The 18,803-nt window shown below is 63.1% G+C and carries 10 protein-coding genes; 1 reads left to right on the forward strand and 9 read right to left on the reverse strand.

The window, feature by feature from the left end; genetic code table 11:
* Positions 1 to 2: 2 nt before the first annotated feature.
* The 7 genes from malQ to glgA are packed head-to-tail and all read right to left on the reverse strand — an operon-like array spanning position 3 to position 16,075.
* Positions 3 to 2,126: a 4-alpha-glucanotransferase gene (malQ, locus tag ACSBPU_RS21055; RefSeq protein WP_442593912.1), complete on the reverse strand. Its 2,124-nt coding sequence runs from the start codon at positions 2,124 to 2,126 to the stop codon at positions 3 to 5.
* Entirely contained in the window at positions 2,123 to 3,970 is a 1,848-nt protein-coding gene (gene treZ / locus ACSBPU_RS21060) for a malto-oligosyltrehalose trehalohydrolase (protein ID WP_442593914.1), read from the reverse strand. The genes malQ and treZ overlap by 4 nt, the downstream gene beginning before the upstream one ends.
* Positions 3,963 to 6,077 (reverse strand): glycogen debranching protein GlgX, encoded by a 2,115-nt coding sequence (glgX, locus tag ACSBPU_RS21065; protein WP_442593916.1) that lies wholly within the window; start codon positions 6,075 to 6,077, stop codon positions 3,963 to 3,965. Before glgX ends, treZ begins: the two co-directional genes overlap by 8 nt.
* Positions 6,074 to 8,029 (reverse strand): 1,4-alpha-glucan branching protein GlgB, encoded by a 1,956-nt coding sequence (gene glgB / locus ACSBPU_RS21070; RefSeq protein WP_442593918.1) that lies wholly within the window; start codon positions 8,027 to 8,029, stop codon positions 6,074 to 6,076. The genes glgX and glgB overlap by 4 nt, the downstream gene beginning before the upstream one ends.
* Complete coding sequence (treS, locus tag ACSBPU_RS21075; RefSeq protein ID WP_442593920.1) at positions 8,026 to 11,397, reverse strand: maltose alpha-D-glucosyltransferase; 3,372 nt, start codon at positions 11,395 to 11,397, stop codon at positions 8,026 to 8,028. The genes glgB and treS overlap by 4 nt, the downstream gene beginning before the upstream one ends.
* On the reverse strand, positions 11,394 to 14,420 hold the full coding sequence (locus tag ACSBPU_RS21080) for a maltotransferase domain-containing protein (protein WP_442593922.1): 3,027 nt from the start codon (positions 14,418 to 14,420) through the stop codon (positions 11,394 to 11,396). Before ACSBPU_RS21080 ends, treS begins: the two co-directional genes overlap by 4 nt.
* 2 nt (positions 14,421 to 14,422) lie before the next feature.
* The gene (gene glgA / locus ACSBPU_RS21085) at positions 14,423 to 16,075 is read right to left on the reverse strand and encodes a glycogen synthase GlgA (protein WP_442593924.1); all 1,653 of its coding nucleotides are present in this window, start codon (positions 16,073 to 16,075) and stop codon (positions 14,423 to 14,425) included.
* 217 nt (positions 16,076 to 16,292) lie between these two features.
* Between glgA and ACSBPU_RS21090 the strand changes: the two genes are divergently transcribed.
* Complete coding sequence (locus ACSBPU_RS21090) at positions 16,293 to 16,505, forward strand: hypothetical protein (protein WP_442593926.1); 213 nt, start codon at positions 16,293 to 16,295, stop codon at positions 16,503 to 16,505.
* A gap of 5 nt (positions 16,506 to 16,510) precedes the next feature.
* On the opposite strand, the gene ACSBPU_RS21095 is transcribed toward ACSBPU_RS21090, so the two are convergent.
* A complete protein-coding gene (locus ACSBPU_RS21095) occupies positions 16,511 to 17,359 on the reverse strand; it encodes a glycosyltransferase family 2 protein (RefSeq protein ID WP_442593928.1) in 849 nt (282 codons plus the stop codon).
* Between the two features lie 55 nt (positions 17,360 to 17,414).
* Positions 17,415 to 18,764: a sigma-54-dependent transcriptional regulator gene (locus ACSBPU_RS21100; protein ID WP_442593930.1), complete on the reverse strand. Its 1,350-nt coding sequence runs from the start codon at positions 18,762 to 18,764 to the stop codon at positions 17,415 to 17,417.
* Between the last annotated feature and the right edge of the window lie 39 nt (positions 18,765 to 18,803).

The raw sequence follows: 18,803 nt of genomic DNA on the forward strand, positions 1-18,803 counted from the left end.
GATCATGGTTGGCGCGCCCTGGCTTTATTGACGGCTTCGATTGTTTTCCGGACGCGTTCGCTCGACCACATGGCCTCGATATCTTCGCCCAATGCCTGCATCCAGCTGGGGTAGCGCCCGGCCTCCAGCCCAGCCCGGCTTCCGGGAATATTGGGCTGCTCCTCGACGCCCAGCAGATCCTCCAGAGGCAACATGAAAAGCGGCGACGGCGCCTTCGCCACAAAGGCCAGTATTTCCGCCAGCGGCGGCTCCGAAGGGGGCGGCTTCCCGCTCAGCGGCGAGACTTGCCGCCACAGCTGGTCGCGCTCCAGTGTCCTGGTATTCGTCTCGCTTTCACTAGCGCCGGCGGCGTCGGCATGGACGCCTTCCACGCCTTCCGGCGGGAACAGAAGGCGGCGCCAATGAAGATCTCTGCCCTTCCACCAGCCCGCCACAGTGGGAAGATCGTGCGTGGTGCTGGTGGCCATGGTCCAGTCGGGCCATTGATCGGCGGGGGTGAAACCGGGCGCCTCATCCTCGGAATGTTCACCGTTCGACCGCTCGAACCAAAGAACGCTGGTGCCCATGATGCCCCGGCGTTCCAGCTTGTCGTTGAAGTCTTCCGGAACCGTGCCCAGATTCTCGCCGATGACGACGGCTCCGCTACGCCACGCTTCCAGCGTGAGCAGGCGCAGCATGTCATCCAGCGGATAGCGCAGGTAAACCCCGTCCCTTGGATCGGCGCCCTCTTCGATCAGCCACATCCTGCCGTAACCGAGTATGTGGTCGATGCGCAGCCCCCCCGCATGAGCGAAACCGGCACGCAAGGTTTCCAGGAAGCCCGCATAGGACTCATCGGCAAGCGACCAGGGCGAAAACGTCGAAAGCCCCCAATTCTGCCCCAATGGCTGATAGATATCTGGCGGAGCTCCAACCGAGGCGCCAACGAGCATTTCGGACTGCCGGCTCCAGACCTGGCTGCCGCGCGCGTCGACGCCGATTGCCAGGTCGGCGATCAGGCCGATATCCATTCCGGCATCCTTCGCAGCGCGCTGCGCGCCTGCCAGGCCGCGGGAAGCCTGCCACTGCAGGAACATATGGAAATCCACGTCGAGCGCATTTTCACGGGTGAAATCCTGTGCCGCCCGCCCCTCTGGATCATGAAGCTCGGCCGGCCAATCCCGCCATCCGCAGCCCGCACCCAATGACGCCGAATAGTGCGCGTGCAACGCCTCATAGCAGGCATGATGCCTGAGCGCATGCCCGCCCTGACGGCAAAACTCCGCCAGCGCCCGCCTTTGTTCTTCAGTCGCCCGGTTCCGGAATAGACCGAACAGCCGCCTCAAGATGCCCAGCCGCGAGGGCAGGACACGCTCCCAATGCACATACCGGGAATCCGCCGCCATGGCACCGCGCTCATCGGCCGCCGGCGCATCACGTGCTTCGGCTGCGGCATCCGGCCCCAGTACACGGGAAGGCTCGATATGCGCCACATTCAAGAACAGGCGGCTGGAGGGCGAATAAGGGCTGAAGCGCGACGGATCGGCACTGAACATGGCATGTGCGGGACTGATCGCCAACGCGCTGGCGCCGTTCTTCGCAGCCTGTCCGGCCAGGCCTGCCAGTTGCGCATAAGCGCCCTGGCCGGACAAGCTGTAAAGCTGCGCGCCGATGCCCCATGGCCGTATGCCGTGTCCCGCCTTCCTGTCTTCGACCGTCGGGCAGCGCAAGGGACAGACCGCGAGCGTCAGCCGCCGCTCTCCGATCAGCAGGCGGTGGTATCCGGGCCTGCGGATGGCGGGGATGGCGACCGACCCGTCCGCGCCGGGGTTCGCCGTGCCGAACAGCATCTCGCCGGACTCCAGCTCCACCTTGTACTTCAGCGCCGTCACGCCGCGCAGTTCGATGGGCCTTCCGGCATCCGCGACCACCAGCGGCCGGCGCGCCGTGTCCGCCTTGGATTCGAGCTTGTGCAAGCTTCCCCGCAGATCGTCCGTGGTGCCACAAGGAAAACCCATGCGCTCCAGCATGCCTGCCAGGACCTCCGGCGCAACCGTACGCGGCGCGCCGAAGGCATCCCGCCATTCAGGCAGCAAGCCCGCAGCCTGCGCAAGGCCATGCAGCGCCTCCGCCTCCGGGCGGCTCATCGCCTTCTCCGGGTCCGGACGGGCATGGAAGACATCGACTCGATCGTGGCGACGGTGCTCTCCGCCGGCAGCCACCCTTTGCGCAGCGCAGCGTCCGATTGCTTGGCGCTGGCAAACACGATGACTTCGTTGGCGGAAACATCGTCAGGCGTCGGCGCGTCCTCTCGGGATAAATTGCAATACAGTCTCAATACGCTGCCGTTGCCCAGCCTCCAGGCCGCCACCACGGCAAACTTGCCCAATTCCCGCACACCAATGGATCGAACGCCTTCCAGGTGCGGCTTCAAGAACTGCTTGCGGACTTGCAGCAAGCCGCGGTAGTAGGCGCGCCAGCCCTTGGCAACCGAATCCGCGCAATGCAGCGAGCCGGGACGCGACATCTCCCAGGTCTGCACATCGTTCGGATCCGGAATGCGCGCCCGTTCCTCCTCATCGGAGAACGCGGAGAAGCCCGCGAACTCGGCGCGCCGCCCCTCCCGCACCGCGGTCGCCAGCGCCCGGTCGAGGAAGCTCGTGAAATACAGAAAGGGCTCCCGCGAACCGCATTCCTCTCCCATGAAAAGCAGCGGAATATGCGGCGTCAGCAATTGCAGCGCAATGGCGGCGCGCAGCGCCTCCGGCCTGTCGGCGCACAGGCTGGTCAAACGCTCTCCCATGGCCCGGTTGCCGGTCTGATCATGGTTCTGAAGGAAGAACACGAAGGACAGGGGCGAAAGACCAGCGCTGGGCTGGCCGCGCCTGGCGCCCTTGCGCCACCGACTGGCCTGTCCCTGATAGACAAAGCCCTCGGCCAGCAGCTTGACGAGATCCGCCGTGGGATCTTCCGCATAATCCGAGTAATACCCTTCCGCCTCTGCGGTCAGGATATGGTGCAGCACATGGTGGGCGTCGTCGTTCCATTGGGCGTCGAATCCCTGCCCCAGCAAAGCGGCGCTGTTATCGTCATTCTCCAGAATCAGGTGCACATGCCGGTCAGGTCCGATCCGGTCCCGCAGGAAGCGCGCCATTTCCGGCAGCCAGCCCTCCGCCTGGATGGCATGCACGGCGTCGAAACGCAGACCGTCCATGCGGTACTCCTCCAGCCAGTACAAAGCGTTTTCGGAAAAGAAGCGCCTGACCTGAGTCTTGCGAAAATCGATGGCCGATCCCCAGGGCGTCTTCACATCGCTCCGGAAAAAATCGGAAGCATATTCGCCAAGATAATTGCCGTCCGGCCCGAAATGGTTGTAGACCACATCCAGAAAGACCTGCATGCCCATCCCGTGCGCGGTGTCGACCAGCGACCTGAGGTCATCGGGCGTACCGTAGGCGCTGTCGGGCGCGTACGGCAGCACACCGTCGTAGCCCCAATTGCGGGGCCCCGGAAAATCGGCCACAGGCATGAGTTCGATGGCCGTGACGCCCAGGTCCTTCAGTTCCGCCAGCTTCTCCAGCACCCCGCGGAAGCCGCCGGCCAAGCCGGCATGAATCTCGTAGATCACGCTTTCTGACCATGGCAGGCCGCGCCAATCCCGGGTCTGCCATTCATAGGCGGATGGATCCACCACGATGCTCTGGTCGTGAACGTCGCCATCCTGGCGGCGCGACGCCGGATCCGGCACGCACAGGTTCTCGTCGATGCGGAAACAATACCGCGTACCCGCAGCGCAGGGACACGTCAGCTCATGGAAACCATCGGCCGCCGTGCCCATCAGCATGGACACCTGCCCCTCCAGCTCCAGTCGCACCTGGCGGGCATCCGGCGCCCACAAGCGGAAACGGGTATGGCTCTCGTTGACCGGCACCGCGCCAAATCCGTAGGCGTATGCGCTGTCTTCGGCGATAAACCCACGCTGCTCAGCCATGGCCGGCCCTCGGTTCATGGGTGGCGGTCAGCACCATGAGGGAATGAGCGCGCAATTCCAGGGCCTCGCCGCCAGGAGGTTCGGCGGCGGATCCAGGGTTCGCGGTGTCCAGCCGCAGCGTCCAGTCGAATGCGGGTTCGGGCAGCTGGAAGCGCACGTCGTCGCCGCCACCGTTCAGAAGCAGCAGGCTCAGGTCGACGAGCCCTTCCGCCGTTTCGGCGGCACGGCGCAGGCCCAGCACCCTGCCGGGCGCGTAGTCCCAAGCTTCGGGGCTCATGGGACCGCCGTCCAGATCGAACCAGCTCACCCGCGCCAGGCCGGGAAGCAGCTCATGGTTGCCATCCACGTATCGCGCAAAGCGCAGCGACGGATGCGCGCGGCGCAAGGCGGCAAGCTTCGCCACGAACGCCGTCAGCTCGCGTCCCTCGGCCGTAGCGGCGCGGGACCAGTCCAGCCAGGAAATTTCGTTGTCCTGGCAATAGGCGTTGTTGTTGCCCTGCTGGCTGTTGCCGAACTCGTCTCCGGCAAGCAGCATCGGCGTGCCATGCGACACGAATACTGTCGCAAGCATCGAACGCAGCACACGTTGGCGCAAGGCCTGGATGGCGGGATCGTCGACGGGGCCTTCGTGGCCCCAGTTGCCGCTGAAGTTGTCGCCATGCCCGTCCTGGTTATCGTCGCCGTTCGCTTCGTTATGCTTTTCCGCATACGTGACGAGATCATTCGCGGTAAAGCCGTCGTGCGAAGCCAGGAAGTTGACGGACGCCCACGGACGGCGATGCCGGCTGTCGAAGAGCTGCGGCGATCCCATCAACAGGCCCGCGGCCTCGCCCCGCATGCCTTCCTCGCCCGCCCAGAAGCGCCTGACGCCATCGCGGAAATGGCCGTTCCATTCGGCGAAGCCGGGAGGATGGTTTCCCAATTGATAGCCGTCGGGGCCAATGTCCCAGGGTTCGGAAATGAGCTTGACCCGGGACAGCACCGGGTCCTGCAGGATGGCGTCGAAGAATCCGGATCCGGGATCGAAGCCCGTTCCTTCGCGCCCCAAGGTGACGCCCAGGTCGAAGCGGAAGCCGTCGACCCCATAGCTTTCGACCCAATAGCGCAAGGAATCCATCACCATCTGCAGCACGCGGGGATGCGAAAGGTTCACCGTGTTGCCGCAGCCCGTATCGTTGATGTAGTAGCGCTCGTCTCCCGGCACAAGGCGATAATAGCTGGCATTGTCCAGCCCCTTCCAGGACAGCGTCGGGCCCAGCTCGTTGCCTTCGCAGGTATGGTTGTACACCACATCGAGCAGGACTTCGATGCCTGCGCTGCGCAATCGGCGGATCGCCATGCGCAGGTCGTTGTTCATTCCGCTCTGAAGATATGTCGCCTGCGGCGCAAAGAAGGAAAGACTGTTGTAGCCCCAGTAGTTGCGCAGCCCCCGTTCGAACAGGAAGTGGTCCTGCAGGTGGGCATGCACGGGAAGCAGCTCTATCGCCGTCACGCCGATTTTCAGCAAGTGGTCGATCAGCCTGGGGTCGGCGAGCGCGCCGCTCGTTCCCCGCAGCTCTTTGCGGATGTCGTCGCGCATCATCGAAATTCCGCGCACGTGGGCTTCATAGATGACCGTCTCCGCCCAAGGAACAACCGGTTTGTTCAGTTCCCCAGGCTTGAAGCGCGTGTCCGTGACAATGCACTTCGGCACCAAGGGTGCCGAATCCCTCCGGTCCAGACTGAGATCGGCCCGGGGATGCTGCACCCGGTATCCGAACAGCGCGTCCGACCAACGCAATTCGCCCTGCAGCTTGCGCGCGTAAGGATCGATCAGCAACTTCTGAGGGTTGAAGCGGTGGCCCCGCTTGGGATCATAGGGCCCGTAAGCGCGGTATCCATAGACCAGCCCGGGCCCCGCGTCGGGAAGATATCCGTGCCAGATTTCATCCGTGCATTCGGGCATGGGCAGCCTTTTCAACTCCCTGCGTCCCCGCTCGTCGAAAATACATAGCTCGATTTTCGTGGCATTGGCCGAGAACACCGCGAAGTTGACGCCAAGGCCGTCATTGGTCGGCCCCAACGGATAAGGAAGGCCGGCGTCCAGCCGGTCGGGCAAAGTCATCATGTGAGACACTCCTGCGGTACAAGCATCAGCGTTGCCAAAGGCGGAATCCGAAGGGAAAGAGAATGCTCGTGCCCGTGCGCCGGAACGGGGGAAGTCCATGCCTCGCCGCCATTGCCCACATTGGACCCGCCATAAGCCGCAGCGTCCGTATTCAATAGCTCGCACCAGCGGCCCGGGACGGGCACGCCCAGCCGATAGTCCTCTCGCGGCACCGGCGTCATGTTCGACACCACGAGCACGCACTGCCCGGCATACCACCGGGTATAGGCATAGACGCTGTTCCGGGCATCGTCGCCGACCGCCCATGCAAAGCCGGTGGGATCCGAGTCTCCGCCATGCAGCGCGGGCAGGCGCCGGTACAAGGCATTCAGCTCGCGCACCAGCTTCTGCATGCCCACGCGCATGCCGGCGTCGGGATGGTCCGGTTCGAGGCCGGACCAGTCCAGCGGCGCCTCATGGTTCCATTCGGCGGGCTGCGCCAGCTCTCCCCCCATGAACAGCAGCTTTTTCCCGGGATGACCCCACATGAAGCCCAGGTAGGCCCTGAGATTGGCATGGCGCTGCCACGCGTCCCCCGGCATCTTGCCGTACAACGACCCTTTTCCGTGCACCACCTCGTCGTGCGAGAGCGGCAGGATGAAGTTTTCGGAATAGGCATAGACCATGCCGAACGTCATTTCGTGATGGTGATAGGTTCGATGTATGGGATCACGCGCCATGTAGCTCAGCGTATCGTGCATCCAGCCCATGTTCCACTTGTAATGGAAGCCCAATCCGCCGCTGCTGACGGGCGCCGTGACGCCGGGCCATGCCGTCGATTCTTCCGCGATCATGATCGCGCCCGGGCAGCGCTCGGCCACGAGCCCATTCAATTGCTGCAAGAATGAAACCGCCTCGAGGTTCTCCCGGCCGCCATAGCGATTCGGCGTCCATTGTCCGGGCTCCCGGCTGTAGTCCAGGTACAGCATCGATGCAACCGCGTCCACTCTCAAGCCGTCGACGTGAAAGCGCTGCAGCCATTCCAGGGCGCTCGCCATCAGGAAGTTGCGGACTTCGGTGCGCCCGAAGTTATAGATCAGGGTATTCCAGTCCGGGTGGAATCCTTGTCGCGGATCGGCATGCTCATAGAGCGCTGTGCCGTCGAACCAGGCGAGCCCATGCGGATCGGACGGGAAATGCGCCGGCACCCAATCCAGGATCAGTCCCAGCCCCGCCGCATGGCAGTCGTTGACGAATGCGGCGAACTCCGCCGGGGAGCCATATCGTGCCGATGGCGCGAACATGCCCAACGGCTGATAGCCCCACGAGCCGCCGAAAGGGTGTTCCATGATGGGGAGCAGTTCCAGGTGGGTGAAGCCCATTTCGCGGGCATAGGCGATCAGCCGCGGCCCCGTTTCTTTCCAGACGCGCCCCGGCGCCGCATCGCGTGCCCAGGAATCCAGATGCGCCTCGTAGATCGCTATTGGGGCATCGATACGATGGTGCCGCGCGCGTTCCGCCATCCATGCTTCGTCCGTCCAGTGAAAGGCCTCGGGCTCCGCCACCACCGACGCCGTCGCGGGAGGCAGTTCGGTTTGCCGCGCCATCGGGTCCGCCTTCAAGGCCAGCATGTCGCCATTGGGCGCTTGCAGCTCGTACTTGTAAAGCGCGCCGGCCCCTACGCCCGGCACGAAACATTCCCAGACACCGCACTCGCGTCTCAGGAACATGGGATCGCGCCGCCCATCCCAGTCATTGAAATCGCCGACGACGGACACTTTCCTGGCATTGGGCGCCCATACCGCGAAACGCACTCCTTCAACGCCGTCTACCATCATGGCCTGCGCGCCCAGGCAGTCGGCCAGCTGCCAGTGCCGCCCCTCGGCCATCAGGTGGACGTCCAGTTCGCCGAGCAGAAGGCGGTGTCCTCCCTCCTGGTCAGGTGTCCTCGCCTTAGCGTCCGTGGGCTTCATGATGCTCCTTCTTCCAGATCGTCGTTCTGCAACAAGCGCCGTGCAACCCTGTAGAGTCCGCCCAGGGGTATGGGTACCCAATCCGGCCTGTGCGCGGCCTCGTAGCGGATTTCGTAAGCCGCCTTTTCCAGCAACGCGAGTTCCAGCAAGGGTTCGTTCCCGCTCTCTTCCGCGGCGGGCTCTTCCACCGCGTCGGGACTCTCCCGGTCTGCGCGCATTGCACTTTCATAAGTCGAGCGATAGGCTCGGAGAAATGCATGCGAAGCGCTTTCACAAAATTGATCGAGCAGTGCCTGCCGCTGCTGTGCCATCACCGCCGCCGCCGAAGCGCCGGACGCGTCCACATCGCCCGCCTCGGGCCGCGCAACAGGCGTGGAAGATGAAGCGAATACCGCGCAGGCATAATCGAAAGAGCGCAGCAATCCCGCAACGTCGCGCCAGCGCGTGCTCTTGGCTCGGCGCTCCTCCAGCGAACGCACCGGTTCGCCCTCAAAGTCGATGATGTATACGTCGTTCTGCGCGATCAGGATCTGGCCCAGGTGGAAGTCGCCATGAATGCGCGTGCGCTCGGTCCCGCGCATGTCGGCGGCCAGCGCGTCGATGCGCTTGCGCAAGGCCTTCCGGGCATTCCGGAGGGCCTTCAACTGCTGGGCGGACGAGTCGGGCAGCGCGCATCCATCCGCGGCCGCCAGGGCGTCATCGAACATGCCGCCGACCTGGGCGGCCCAGGATTGCGCATCGCGCGCGCTTGCGGGATCCGGCTGGAAGGCAGGATCGTCCGTGGGCAGCGACAGCGCCGCATGCAACTGCGCCAGCCTTTCGCCCATGATGCCTGCCACCGTGGTGTAGCCGCGCAGATCCTCTTCGAAGTCCGCCCGGCTTTCGCCCGTCAATGCGGCATTCTCCAACGTACGCTGCAAATAATCCCTGGTCCATGCCCAGGCGTCTCCCTGGTTCGGTATCCGCGCATGGAGCAAGGCCAGCGTATGCGGCCGCCCGGCCTCGTCAACCCGCTGCAGCTCGCCCAGGAGCGCGGCGGAATTCGCATAGCCGATCGAAGTAAGGCGGCGTGTCATCTCGGCTTCGGGATGCTCTCCCGCCACCACCCGGCGCAACAGCTTGAGAACGGCCTTGTCCGAGATGGACACCGAGCTGTTGGACTGCTCGCCGGGAAACCAGTCCAGGTCCAGCTCTTCGCCCCAGTCATAATCGGCGAATCCCGGTTCGGTCCTGAAAATCAGGCGTGAGCGGCCCGATGCGGTTTCAACATCGATTTCCCGACCTGCTTCCCAGCTTGCCAGCAGCGCCCGCGTGAACTCCGGCAAGGTCAGTGCATCGGTTGCCCAACCCACCTCGGCAGCGCGCCGGACGCGGGCCAGCGCGTACTGCGCCGCCATGCCGGACAGATCTTCCTCCCAACGCAGCCCCACGGGCAAGAAATAGTTTGCCGGCTCGGCGTCCTTGCCGGCGCCAACCTCGAATTCCGCGAGGAAGAACTCCACGCCCTGGGCATCGTCTGCCGCCGCAAGCGGAACGACGTATGCGACACCCACGCCCTCCTGTGGCCGGGCACCGGCAAACCAGCGCTGTCTTTCCAGGTATAGCGGCAGCACCTCCCGGCTCAGTGCCCTGCGGGAGCCTTCCATCAGAAGCAAGGCCCCTCTTCGCCTCAGTACCAGCGTCAAGTATTCGGGCATCTGCTGCGGGCCGCTCGCATGCCAGGCCGGCGGTGCGGCGTCTTCGCTCAGTTCGAACCAGTAGAACCCGTAGGGAGGCAACGTCAGCAGGTAAGGAAGCGTGCCTATGGTGGGGAACGGCGTTCCGCCCAGCATTTCGATCGGCACGCGCCCTGCCATGGCCGATAGATCGAGCTCGACGGGTTGAGATGCATTCGACAGATTGACGACACACAGCAGCACCGTCCCTTCGTACTCGCGGACATAGGCCAGGATCTTGCGATTGCCGGGATACAGGAAACGCAGGCTGCCCCGTCCGAAGACATGGGTCTGCTGGCGCTTGGCAAGCATGCGCCGCGTCCAGTTCAACAGCGAATGCGGGTCGCGCAACTGGGATTCGACGTTGACCGCCTCATAGCCATACAACGATCCCATGAGCACCGGCAACGACAATTGCTCCGCATCCGCCCTGGAAAACCCGCCGTTCCTGTCTGGACTCCATTGCATGGGTGTCCGGACGCCGTCGCGGTCCCCCAGGTGGATATTGTCCCCCATCCCGATTTCGTCGCCGTAGTAGAGCACCGGCGTTCCCGGCATGGAAAGCAACAGGCTGTTCATCAATTCGATGCGCCGGCGATCCCGCTCCAGCAAGGGAGCGAGACGCCTGCGTATGCCCAGGTTGATACGCGCACGACGATCGGCCGCATAGACGTCCCATAGATAATCCCGCTCGCTGCTCGACACCATTTCGAGCGTCAGCTCATCGTGATTGCGCAGAAAGATGGCCCATTGGCACGGCTCGGGGATCTCGGGCGTCTGCTGCATGATGTCCACGATCGGCAGACGGTCCTCGCGCGCAATGGCCATGTACATGCGAGGCATCAACGGAAAGTGGAAGGACATGTGGCATTCGTCTCCTTCCCCGAAATACTCCTGAGCGTCCTCCGGCCACTGGTTCGCCTCGGCCAACAGCATGCGGTCCGGATAGTCGCGGTCCAGCGCGGCACGTATCTGCTTGAGAACGGCATGCGTCTCCGGCAGATTCTCGTTGTTCGTTCCTTCGCGCTCCACCAGGTATGGCACGGCATCCAGCCGCAGCCCGTCCACCCCCATGTCCAGCCAGAAGCGCATGATGCCGATGACCGCCTTCAGGACCCGCGGGTTGTCGTAGTTGAGATCCGGCTGGTGCGAATAGAAGCGGTGCCAGAAATAGGCGCCCGCCACGGGGTCCCAAGTCCAGTTGGACTTCTCCGTATCGCAAAAAATGATTCGCGTCCCGCTGTAAGCCTGATCGTTATCCGACCAGACATAAAAATTGCGGGCGGCCGACCCCGGTCTTGCCCGGCGGGCGCGCTGGAACCAGGCGTGCTGGTCGGACGTATGGTTGACCACGAGCTCGGTGATCACACGCAGGCCGCGCTCGTGCGCCGCGCGAATGAATTTGCGTACGTCCGACAGAGACCCGTAATCTTCGTGCACGCCGCGATACTCGGCGATGTCGTAGCCATCGTCCAGACGGGGCGAAGGGTAGAACGGCAAGAGCCAGATCGTATTGACGCCGAGGCCCGCGATGTAGTCCAGCTTTTCGACCAGGCCCGCGAAGTCTCCCTGGCCGTCATTGTTCGCGTCGAAAAACGACTTGACATGCAATTGGTAAATGACCGCATCCTTGTACCACTGGGTCTCCATCATGCCTCCGCGGAAGAGAGCCGCCAGATAAGGAAGGGCTGCTCAGGCGACAATTCGACGTGACGCCAAGGATCGTAAGCGGTGAAATACTGGTCGCTCATTTGATCGTGCAGCGGCACCGGGCGCCCGTTCAAGCCCCATGCATCCAAAGGCAGCTCCAGCCGTCCCGCTTGCCGAGCATGCGGGTCCAGGCTGATTGCGACCAGCACGACGTTATCCAGGTCGGGCGTGCTTCGCGTGAAAAACAGCATTTTTTCGTTATCGACGGAATGGAACGTCAGGCCTTGCTGCATCTGCAAGGCGGGATTGATCCGCCGGATGTGATTGAGTCGCGCAATGGCCTGCACGATGTTGCCGGGCCGGTCCCAATCCCAATGGCGCAATTGGTATTTCTCGGAGTCCAGATACTCCTCTTTACCGGGAATCGGCCTGGCCTCGCAGAGCTCGAAACCGCTGTACATGCCCCACAAGCCCGACGTCGTGGCCGCCAGCGCGGCCCGGATCAGGAAACCGGCTCGGCCCGACTCCTGCAGGAAGTAGGGATTGATGTCCGGGGTATTGACGAAGAAATGCGGCCGGAAATAATCCGACACGGGCGGCCGGGATACCTCGAGCAGATAATCGGTCAGCTCCTGCTTCCCGTGACGCCATGTGAAGTAAGTATAGGACTGCGAGAAGCCCAGCTTGCCCAGGCGATACATCAGTTTCGGATGCGTGAACGCCTCGGAAAGAAAGACGACGTCGGGGTGCGCGCCCTGCACTTCCGCAATGAGCCATTGCCAGAACGGCAGCGGCTTGGTGTGCGGATTGTCGACGCGGAAGATGCGTACGCCCTGGCTTGCCCAGAACAGAATGACATCGCGCAAGGCCTTCCACAACCCGGCCTTGCCCGGTGCCACGTCGGAGCTTGCATAGAACTCGGGGTTGACGATGTCCTCGTATCGCTTGGGCGGGTTCTCCGCATAGCGCAATGTGCCGTCCGGGCGCCAATCGAACCATTCGGGATGCGCCTTCAGCCAAGGGTGATCCGGCGAGCACTGGATCGCGAAGTCCAGCGCCACTTCCAGGTGCTGGGCTTGCGCGGCGCTCACCAGTTCCTGGAAGTCTTCGATGGTGCCGAGCTCGGGATGCACGGCATCGTGCCCGCCCTCTTCGGAGCCGATGGCATACGGGCTACCCGGGTCGCCGGGCTCGGCGCGCAGGGAGTTGTTCCTGCCCTTCCGGTTCGCCAGCCCGATCGGATGTATGGGGGGCATGTACAGCACATCGAATCCCATCATCCGGATATACGGCAGGCGCGCAATGACATCCTGGAAGGTCCCGTGCCGATCGGGCTCCGGCGCCTGCGAGCGGGGAAACAATTCATACCAGGACGCGTACCCCGCCTCGCGCCTTTCCACCATCAATGGATAATTGGGCGTCGTCGTCTCGAAGGGACGAACCGGCACCTCATGCATGATGCTCGACCACAATTCCGACAACAGCAAGTCGATGTGCTCATCCTGCGCAGCGGGCAGGTCCCGCGCACCCGTTTCCGGCGCAGCACCCGTAAGTAGGGACTTTTTCTTGGGGACGGGCGCCGTAGTGGAGCGCGGATTTCCGATCTTGCGCACCATGGACGCCAGCGTGTTGGCCATTTCGGGCAGCTCATCCTGAATGCGGTCGCGATAGCGTCCGATCAGCATGCGCCCCTCTTCCACATCAAGCGCCACGTCCTGCCCGGCGGCCACACGCTTGGCCAGGCCGTCCCGGTAGCTCAGCCAATCGTCGCGCCAGGCCTGGATCGCGTAGCAATGCATGCCCAGCCGGCGCGGATGAAAGGTGGCGCTCCATCGGTGATTATCCAGCAGCTTCATAGGAACGCGGCGCCAGTTCGGCTCGTCGGCTGCGCGCCAGAGCAGGGTGGCCGAAAGCTTGGCATGGCCGTCCATGAAGACGTCCGCCTGCACTTCGACGGGTTCGCCCACGGTGCGCTTGACGGCAAACATGCCGTCGTCCACCAGGGGCGTGATCCGCTCGATTGCAATACGGGGCGATGCCATTGCCTCCGTGACGCCTTTGCGACGCCAGGCTTTCACGCCGGTCGGCATCAGCACCGGCTTGGCTTCTTCCAACGGCAGCAGCATCCAGCCGCCGGGAGCCAATCCGCCCGGCACAGAACCAACCGCTTCTTCGGTCAATGCGTAGCTTCCCGGCAAGCGGGCGCTCAATTGCAGCACATCTATGGGCGCGTCGACATCGTCCCGGGGATTGACCAGCAGAACGGACGGCTTGGCGTCCAGCCGCGCCAGCGCCGTCGTTAGCGACAATGGGCCTGTCAGCCCCCGGATGCGCGCGGTTCCGGCATCGTCCCGGGATGCCCAGCGGTTCACCTCTTGCATGACTTCGCCGCCCGCCAGATCTTCCAGCCCTTCCTGCACCAGAAAACCGTCTCCCAGGAAGGCCGCTGTCCATAGCCAGCGCCGTGCGCGTTGCCGATCCTCCTGCTGCGCCTGCCCGTCCGGCATGTAGACGGGCGCAATGACGGGAGCCACTTCCCGCAGGCGAGCGCGTTCCTCGACCAGCCAGTCCGAGCGGAAATCCCACCATGGCAAGGACGAAAAGACGTAGTCGAACCCTGACTCCGGCAGATCCCTCAATTGATGCCGAGTCAGGCCCGGTGTCCATGCCAGGAACATCGCGTCCGGATGATGCTCGCGCACCCGGGCAATCATGGCGGCCCAGGCGTCCCCCCCAAACCGCGAGGGCTGCAGGACACGGAATCCGGCCACACCTGCGCGCAGCGACGCCATCAAAGGCTCGGCCCAGGCGTCCGGCCCTTCGGCCACGCCATCGGGGAGATCGAGGTCGGTCAGCAGAATCAAGCCAGCCCGTTCGCATTCCTGTGCCAACGGGCTGCATGCCTGCTCCCACTCCTCGACGGGCAGCGAAACCAGAAGATGGTCGAAACCCAAGCCTTTCGCATGATTGCATACCGCCCCCCATCCGGAAGGGGCGGTCGCACGGCGCAAGTGATAAATACGCATGATCAGGCCGCAGATGGTTCACGCGCCGAGATTGCGCTTCCCACCTCCAGTCCTTTGCGCTTGGCGCGCCCCATGACCGCGCCCGTGGACGGTCCCGCGACCGGCGCTGCACGCAGCGAAGCCGGCAGCACGGGTTTCCAGCCACGCGCCCCCGCCATGGCGTTGCGGCGCTCTGGAATGCGGCCCAGCATGACATCCGGGCGCAATGCTTGATAAGCACTGAGATAGGCCGGCGCGGACCTTTCCCAGCTGTAGTCCGTTTTCATGCCGTTCACCTGCACCGCACGCCAAAGGTCCGGTGTGCGACGCAGTGCCATGACTCTGTGTATCGCGCCCAGCATGTCTTCCGCCCGCTCGCCATCAAACAGGATTCCGTTGGCGCCACGCATCGCAGCGCCCGATGCTCCGCTGCCCGGATCGATGATGGTGTCGGCCATTCCACCTACCCGTGACCCTATCGGCACCGACCCGTAGCGCATGGCATAAAGCGGCGTAAGGCCGAAAGGTTCGAAGCGGCTGCCATGCAAGAGCACGTCGGCGCCGGCATGGAGAAGGTGCGCTTGCGGCTCATCGAAGCCAACATGTACGCTGCACCGCCCGGGGTAGCGTTCGGCGACTTGCAGCAGACCTTGCTCCAAGTCTTTCTCGCCTTGCCCCATGACGCATACTTGCAGATCCGCGTGTGCATCCAGGGCGCGCGGAATCGCTGCCATGGCCACATCGGCCATTTTCTGCGTCGTCAGGCGGCTGCCCATGGCCATCAGCGTCGAGCCGGGCATGACGTCCAGGCCGAAGGACTTTTGCAAAGCCGCTTTGTATCGGCGTTTCTTCTCAAGGCATTCGACGCTGAAGCCCTCTCCGCTCAGGAATTCGTCCGCCTGCGGATTCCAAAGAACGGTGTCGATACCGTTCGGTATCGAAATAAGGTCGGCGCGCCTTTGCGCCAATAATTGTTCCAGGCCGCAGCCGAAACGCGGCGTCAGTATCTCGCGCGCATAATTGCTGCTGACCACGGTAATCAAGTCGGCATAGCGAATGCCGCCTTTCAGGAAGTTCAACTGTCCCCAGTACTCGAGGCCGTCGGAAGAGCAATAGGCTTCCTCGATGCCTAGCTGGGAAGCGAGCGACATTGGGAAAATGCCTTGGAAGGCAATGTTGTGAAGCGTCAGCACCGACTTCACGTCTTCGACATGTCTCTGCCGCAGATAGATCGGCACCAGCGCCGCATGCCAATCGTGCGCGTGCACCACATGAGGGCGCTGCAAGCCCAGAATTCCCTCGCATATCCTGGCCGCCGCCTGGGACAAGGCCGCAAACCGTATGGCGTTGTCTTCGTACTCTGCACCGTCCGGCTTCTGATAAAGGCCGCTGCGCTCGTATAGCGCGTCGTTCTTTAATAAAAGCACCGGCAGATCCAGTTCCGGGCAATGAGCGGACCATAGCTCTGCATCGCCTCCCGGCAATCCCGTCAAGGTAGCGATCCGCCGCATCCGATCGACATGGCGGGTTACACCTTGATAAGCGGGAAGCAGGACCGTGATCCGCGCCGCCCCTGACGATAAAGCAGCGGCCAAGCCGCTCACCGCATCCCCCAAGCCCCCGGTCTTCGCCAACGGGTATACTTCCGATGAAACAGCAAGTATGTTCAAAGCCACAGTCTTCTCCCTTTAAGGCCTTAGATGCCCGGCACCTGACGCAACGCGATTGCTGGCTGTCCGTGTCGTGATCTGCCAGCTCAAGGGCAAATATCGTGCCCAGGAAACTCCGGCATCAAAGCAAACGAAAACAGGCTTGTCGGCGCCGGCATGGGCACGGGGTTTGCAGCGTGTCCTGCAGCGCCGGCGAACTCGCCGGTCAACGCAGGAGACCTACATGCACACTTCGCAGAATTTTCAAAATTTCGCCGTCCCAATGTCGCACCGGGCGCACGTGCCCACGCCACCCGACCCACCCAACGACATTCCGGAAACACCGCCAGAAGCCCCGCCCATAGAAGAGCCGGAACAGGATATCGAGCTGCCGCCCCGTGAAACGCCCGATGAAATACGGATGCCGGACCCGCCGCCCGGCAAGCGCGTCGACTGAGCGGATCAAACCTCCGGCATCAGGTCCGTTTGCTGCACTGCGGATGACACGACTTGGCGCCGGGACAACGCACGGGGCAGCCCCGCCACGACGCCCAGCGCGGTGCGCCATAGGCAACCGCGCTCATACGCGCGGCGGAATTGTCGAACGGTGACGCGCCACGCCGCCTGCCTGGGCAGGCGCATCCAGGCCACCCAGATGGTGTTGCGCAACAGCAGGCGATTGCGTGCGTCCGCTTCGCCATAGCATGGCGAGAAGCTTCGGGCGATCACGTTGCCGGCGTAGACGATACGCCAGCCGCGCTCGGCCAAGTCCAGAGCCATCAGCACTTCCTCGCCGCCATTGAAAAGAGGGGGCCAGTAGCCGCCCACCTCGCAAAACGCACGGGTCCGGACGATGCAGGCGCCTGCAAGGAAACCTTGGAACTTCAAGTTCCGCGCGGTGTCGCGCTCCTCATCGCAATTGGTATCGACGCCGTTCCGTATGCAAGAACTGAGCACGGCAATGTCGGCATCCGCATCGAGCAGGCAGACGCCGCGCCTCAGGGCGTCTGCTTCCCATTGCATATGGTCATCGCAGAAGGCGATGTAAGGCGTATGGACGTAGGCCGCGCCGATATTGCGCGCGGCGGCACCCAGGTTGCGCTTCGCCCGGATCAACAGCACCGAGGGAAAGGCAGCCGCCACGGCGGCGGCGGTGCCGTCCGTCGAACCGTTGTCCACCACGATGACGGGCCAGTCGCCGGAATGGAATTTAAGCCGGTGCAGCAGGCCCAGGACTCGCGCACGGCGGTTGCAGGTCAGCACCACGATGCTGACGCGTGCTTCCGCCTTTTCATTTTCATAGTTACTCATGCCGGCACTCGAATCGATTACAAAGCTGGCCGGCCTCCAGCAATCGCCGTACCTGTCAGCGCAAGGTGCTCGACGACTCGTCCAGGTCGGTGTCGGCGCCGTACTCTTCGAGGCGGTTGTACAGGGTCTTGAGGCTGATGCCCAACATCTCGGCAGCCGTCTTCTTCACGCCGCCGCATTGCTTGAGCGTGGCCAGAATGAGCTGGCGATTCGCTTCGGCCAGCGGGACACCCACCGGAACCAGGATTTCCGAACCCCAGCCCGCCGAATGCGCCTCGAGCTCGAAGGAATTGAAGTCGCCCTTGATAACGCCGTCCGCCAGGATGTAGCTGCGGTACACATAGTTGCGCAATTCCCGGATGTTGCCCGGCCAGGAGTAATCGCGCATGGCCTGGATCGCTTCCGGCGCAAAAGTCTTCCGTGTATTGTTTTCATCGTTCAGCTTCTGCAGGAAATGCTCGGCCAGCAGGATCACGTCGTCTTCCCGTTCGCGCAGCGGGGGCAGTTCAAGCGGAAAGACGCTCAGTCGATGATAAAGATCTTCGCGCAGTGCGCCGGTGCTGACCGCCTGTTCCGGATTCCGGTTGGTCGCCGCGACGACACGCACATCGGCTTCAATTTCCTCGTGAGCGCCGACGCGCATGAACCGTCCCGACTCGAGCACGCGCAGCAGGCGTACCTGCAGCTCCATGGACATCTCGGTGATTTCATCCAGGAAGATGGTCCCGCCACGGGCTCGTTCGAAATAGCCCTTGTGTTGCCGGTCCGCGCCCGTGAAGCTGCCTTTCTCGTGGCCGAAAAGTTCGCTTTCGATGAGATTGGGGGAAATGGCCCCGCAATTGATGGGCATGAAGGGCTGTTGATATCGCGGGCTGGCCAAATGTATGGCTTCGGCAGCCAGCTCTTTGCCGGTGCCGCTTTCGCCGACCAGAAGTACCGTGGCCTGGGTCGGCGCGACCTTTTCGATATGGGCGCAAAGCAGTTGCATGGCCCGCGACTTGCCTATCATTTTGGCGAAACAATCCGACGCGCCCGGTAAAGGCTGCTGATTTGCCATCGCCTTGAGTTCGACGAGGATGCCTCGAAGACGCCGCAGGCTAAGCGGCTTGAGAAGATAATCCACCGCTCCGCAGCGCAAGGCCTCGATGGCGCTATCGACGCTGGAAGATCCGGTCATGAACACGACCTGCGTTTCGGTCAGGCCCGTGTCCCTCCAGAAATCCACGCCGTCGCCGTCCGGCAGCTGCACGTCCACCAGCGCAACATCGGGTTTCTGTCTTTCGATCTGGATGCGCGCCTGCCGGATGTCGCCGGCCTGAGCAACGGTGTATCCGTCCTCTACCGCGATGTCCGCAATCAGCTCGCGAATGTCTGATTCATCGTCAATGATCAATAGATGCGGCATATATACGCTTCATTTTAAAATTGCTGCCTTCCCCATCCC

The organism is Parapusillimonas sp. JC17 (assembly GCF_052180245.1).
Taxonomy (GTDB): domain Bacteria; phylum Pseudomonadota; class Gammaproteobacteria; order Burkholderiales; family Burkholderiaceae_B; genus Parapusillimonas.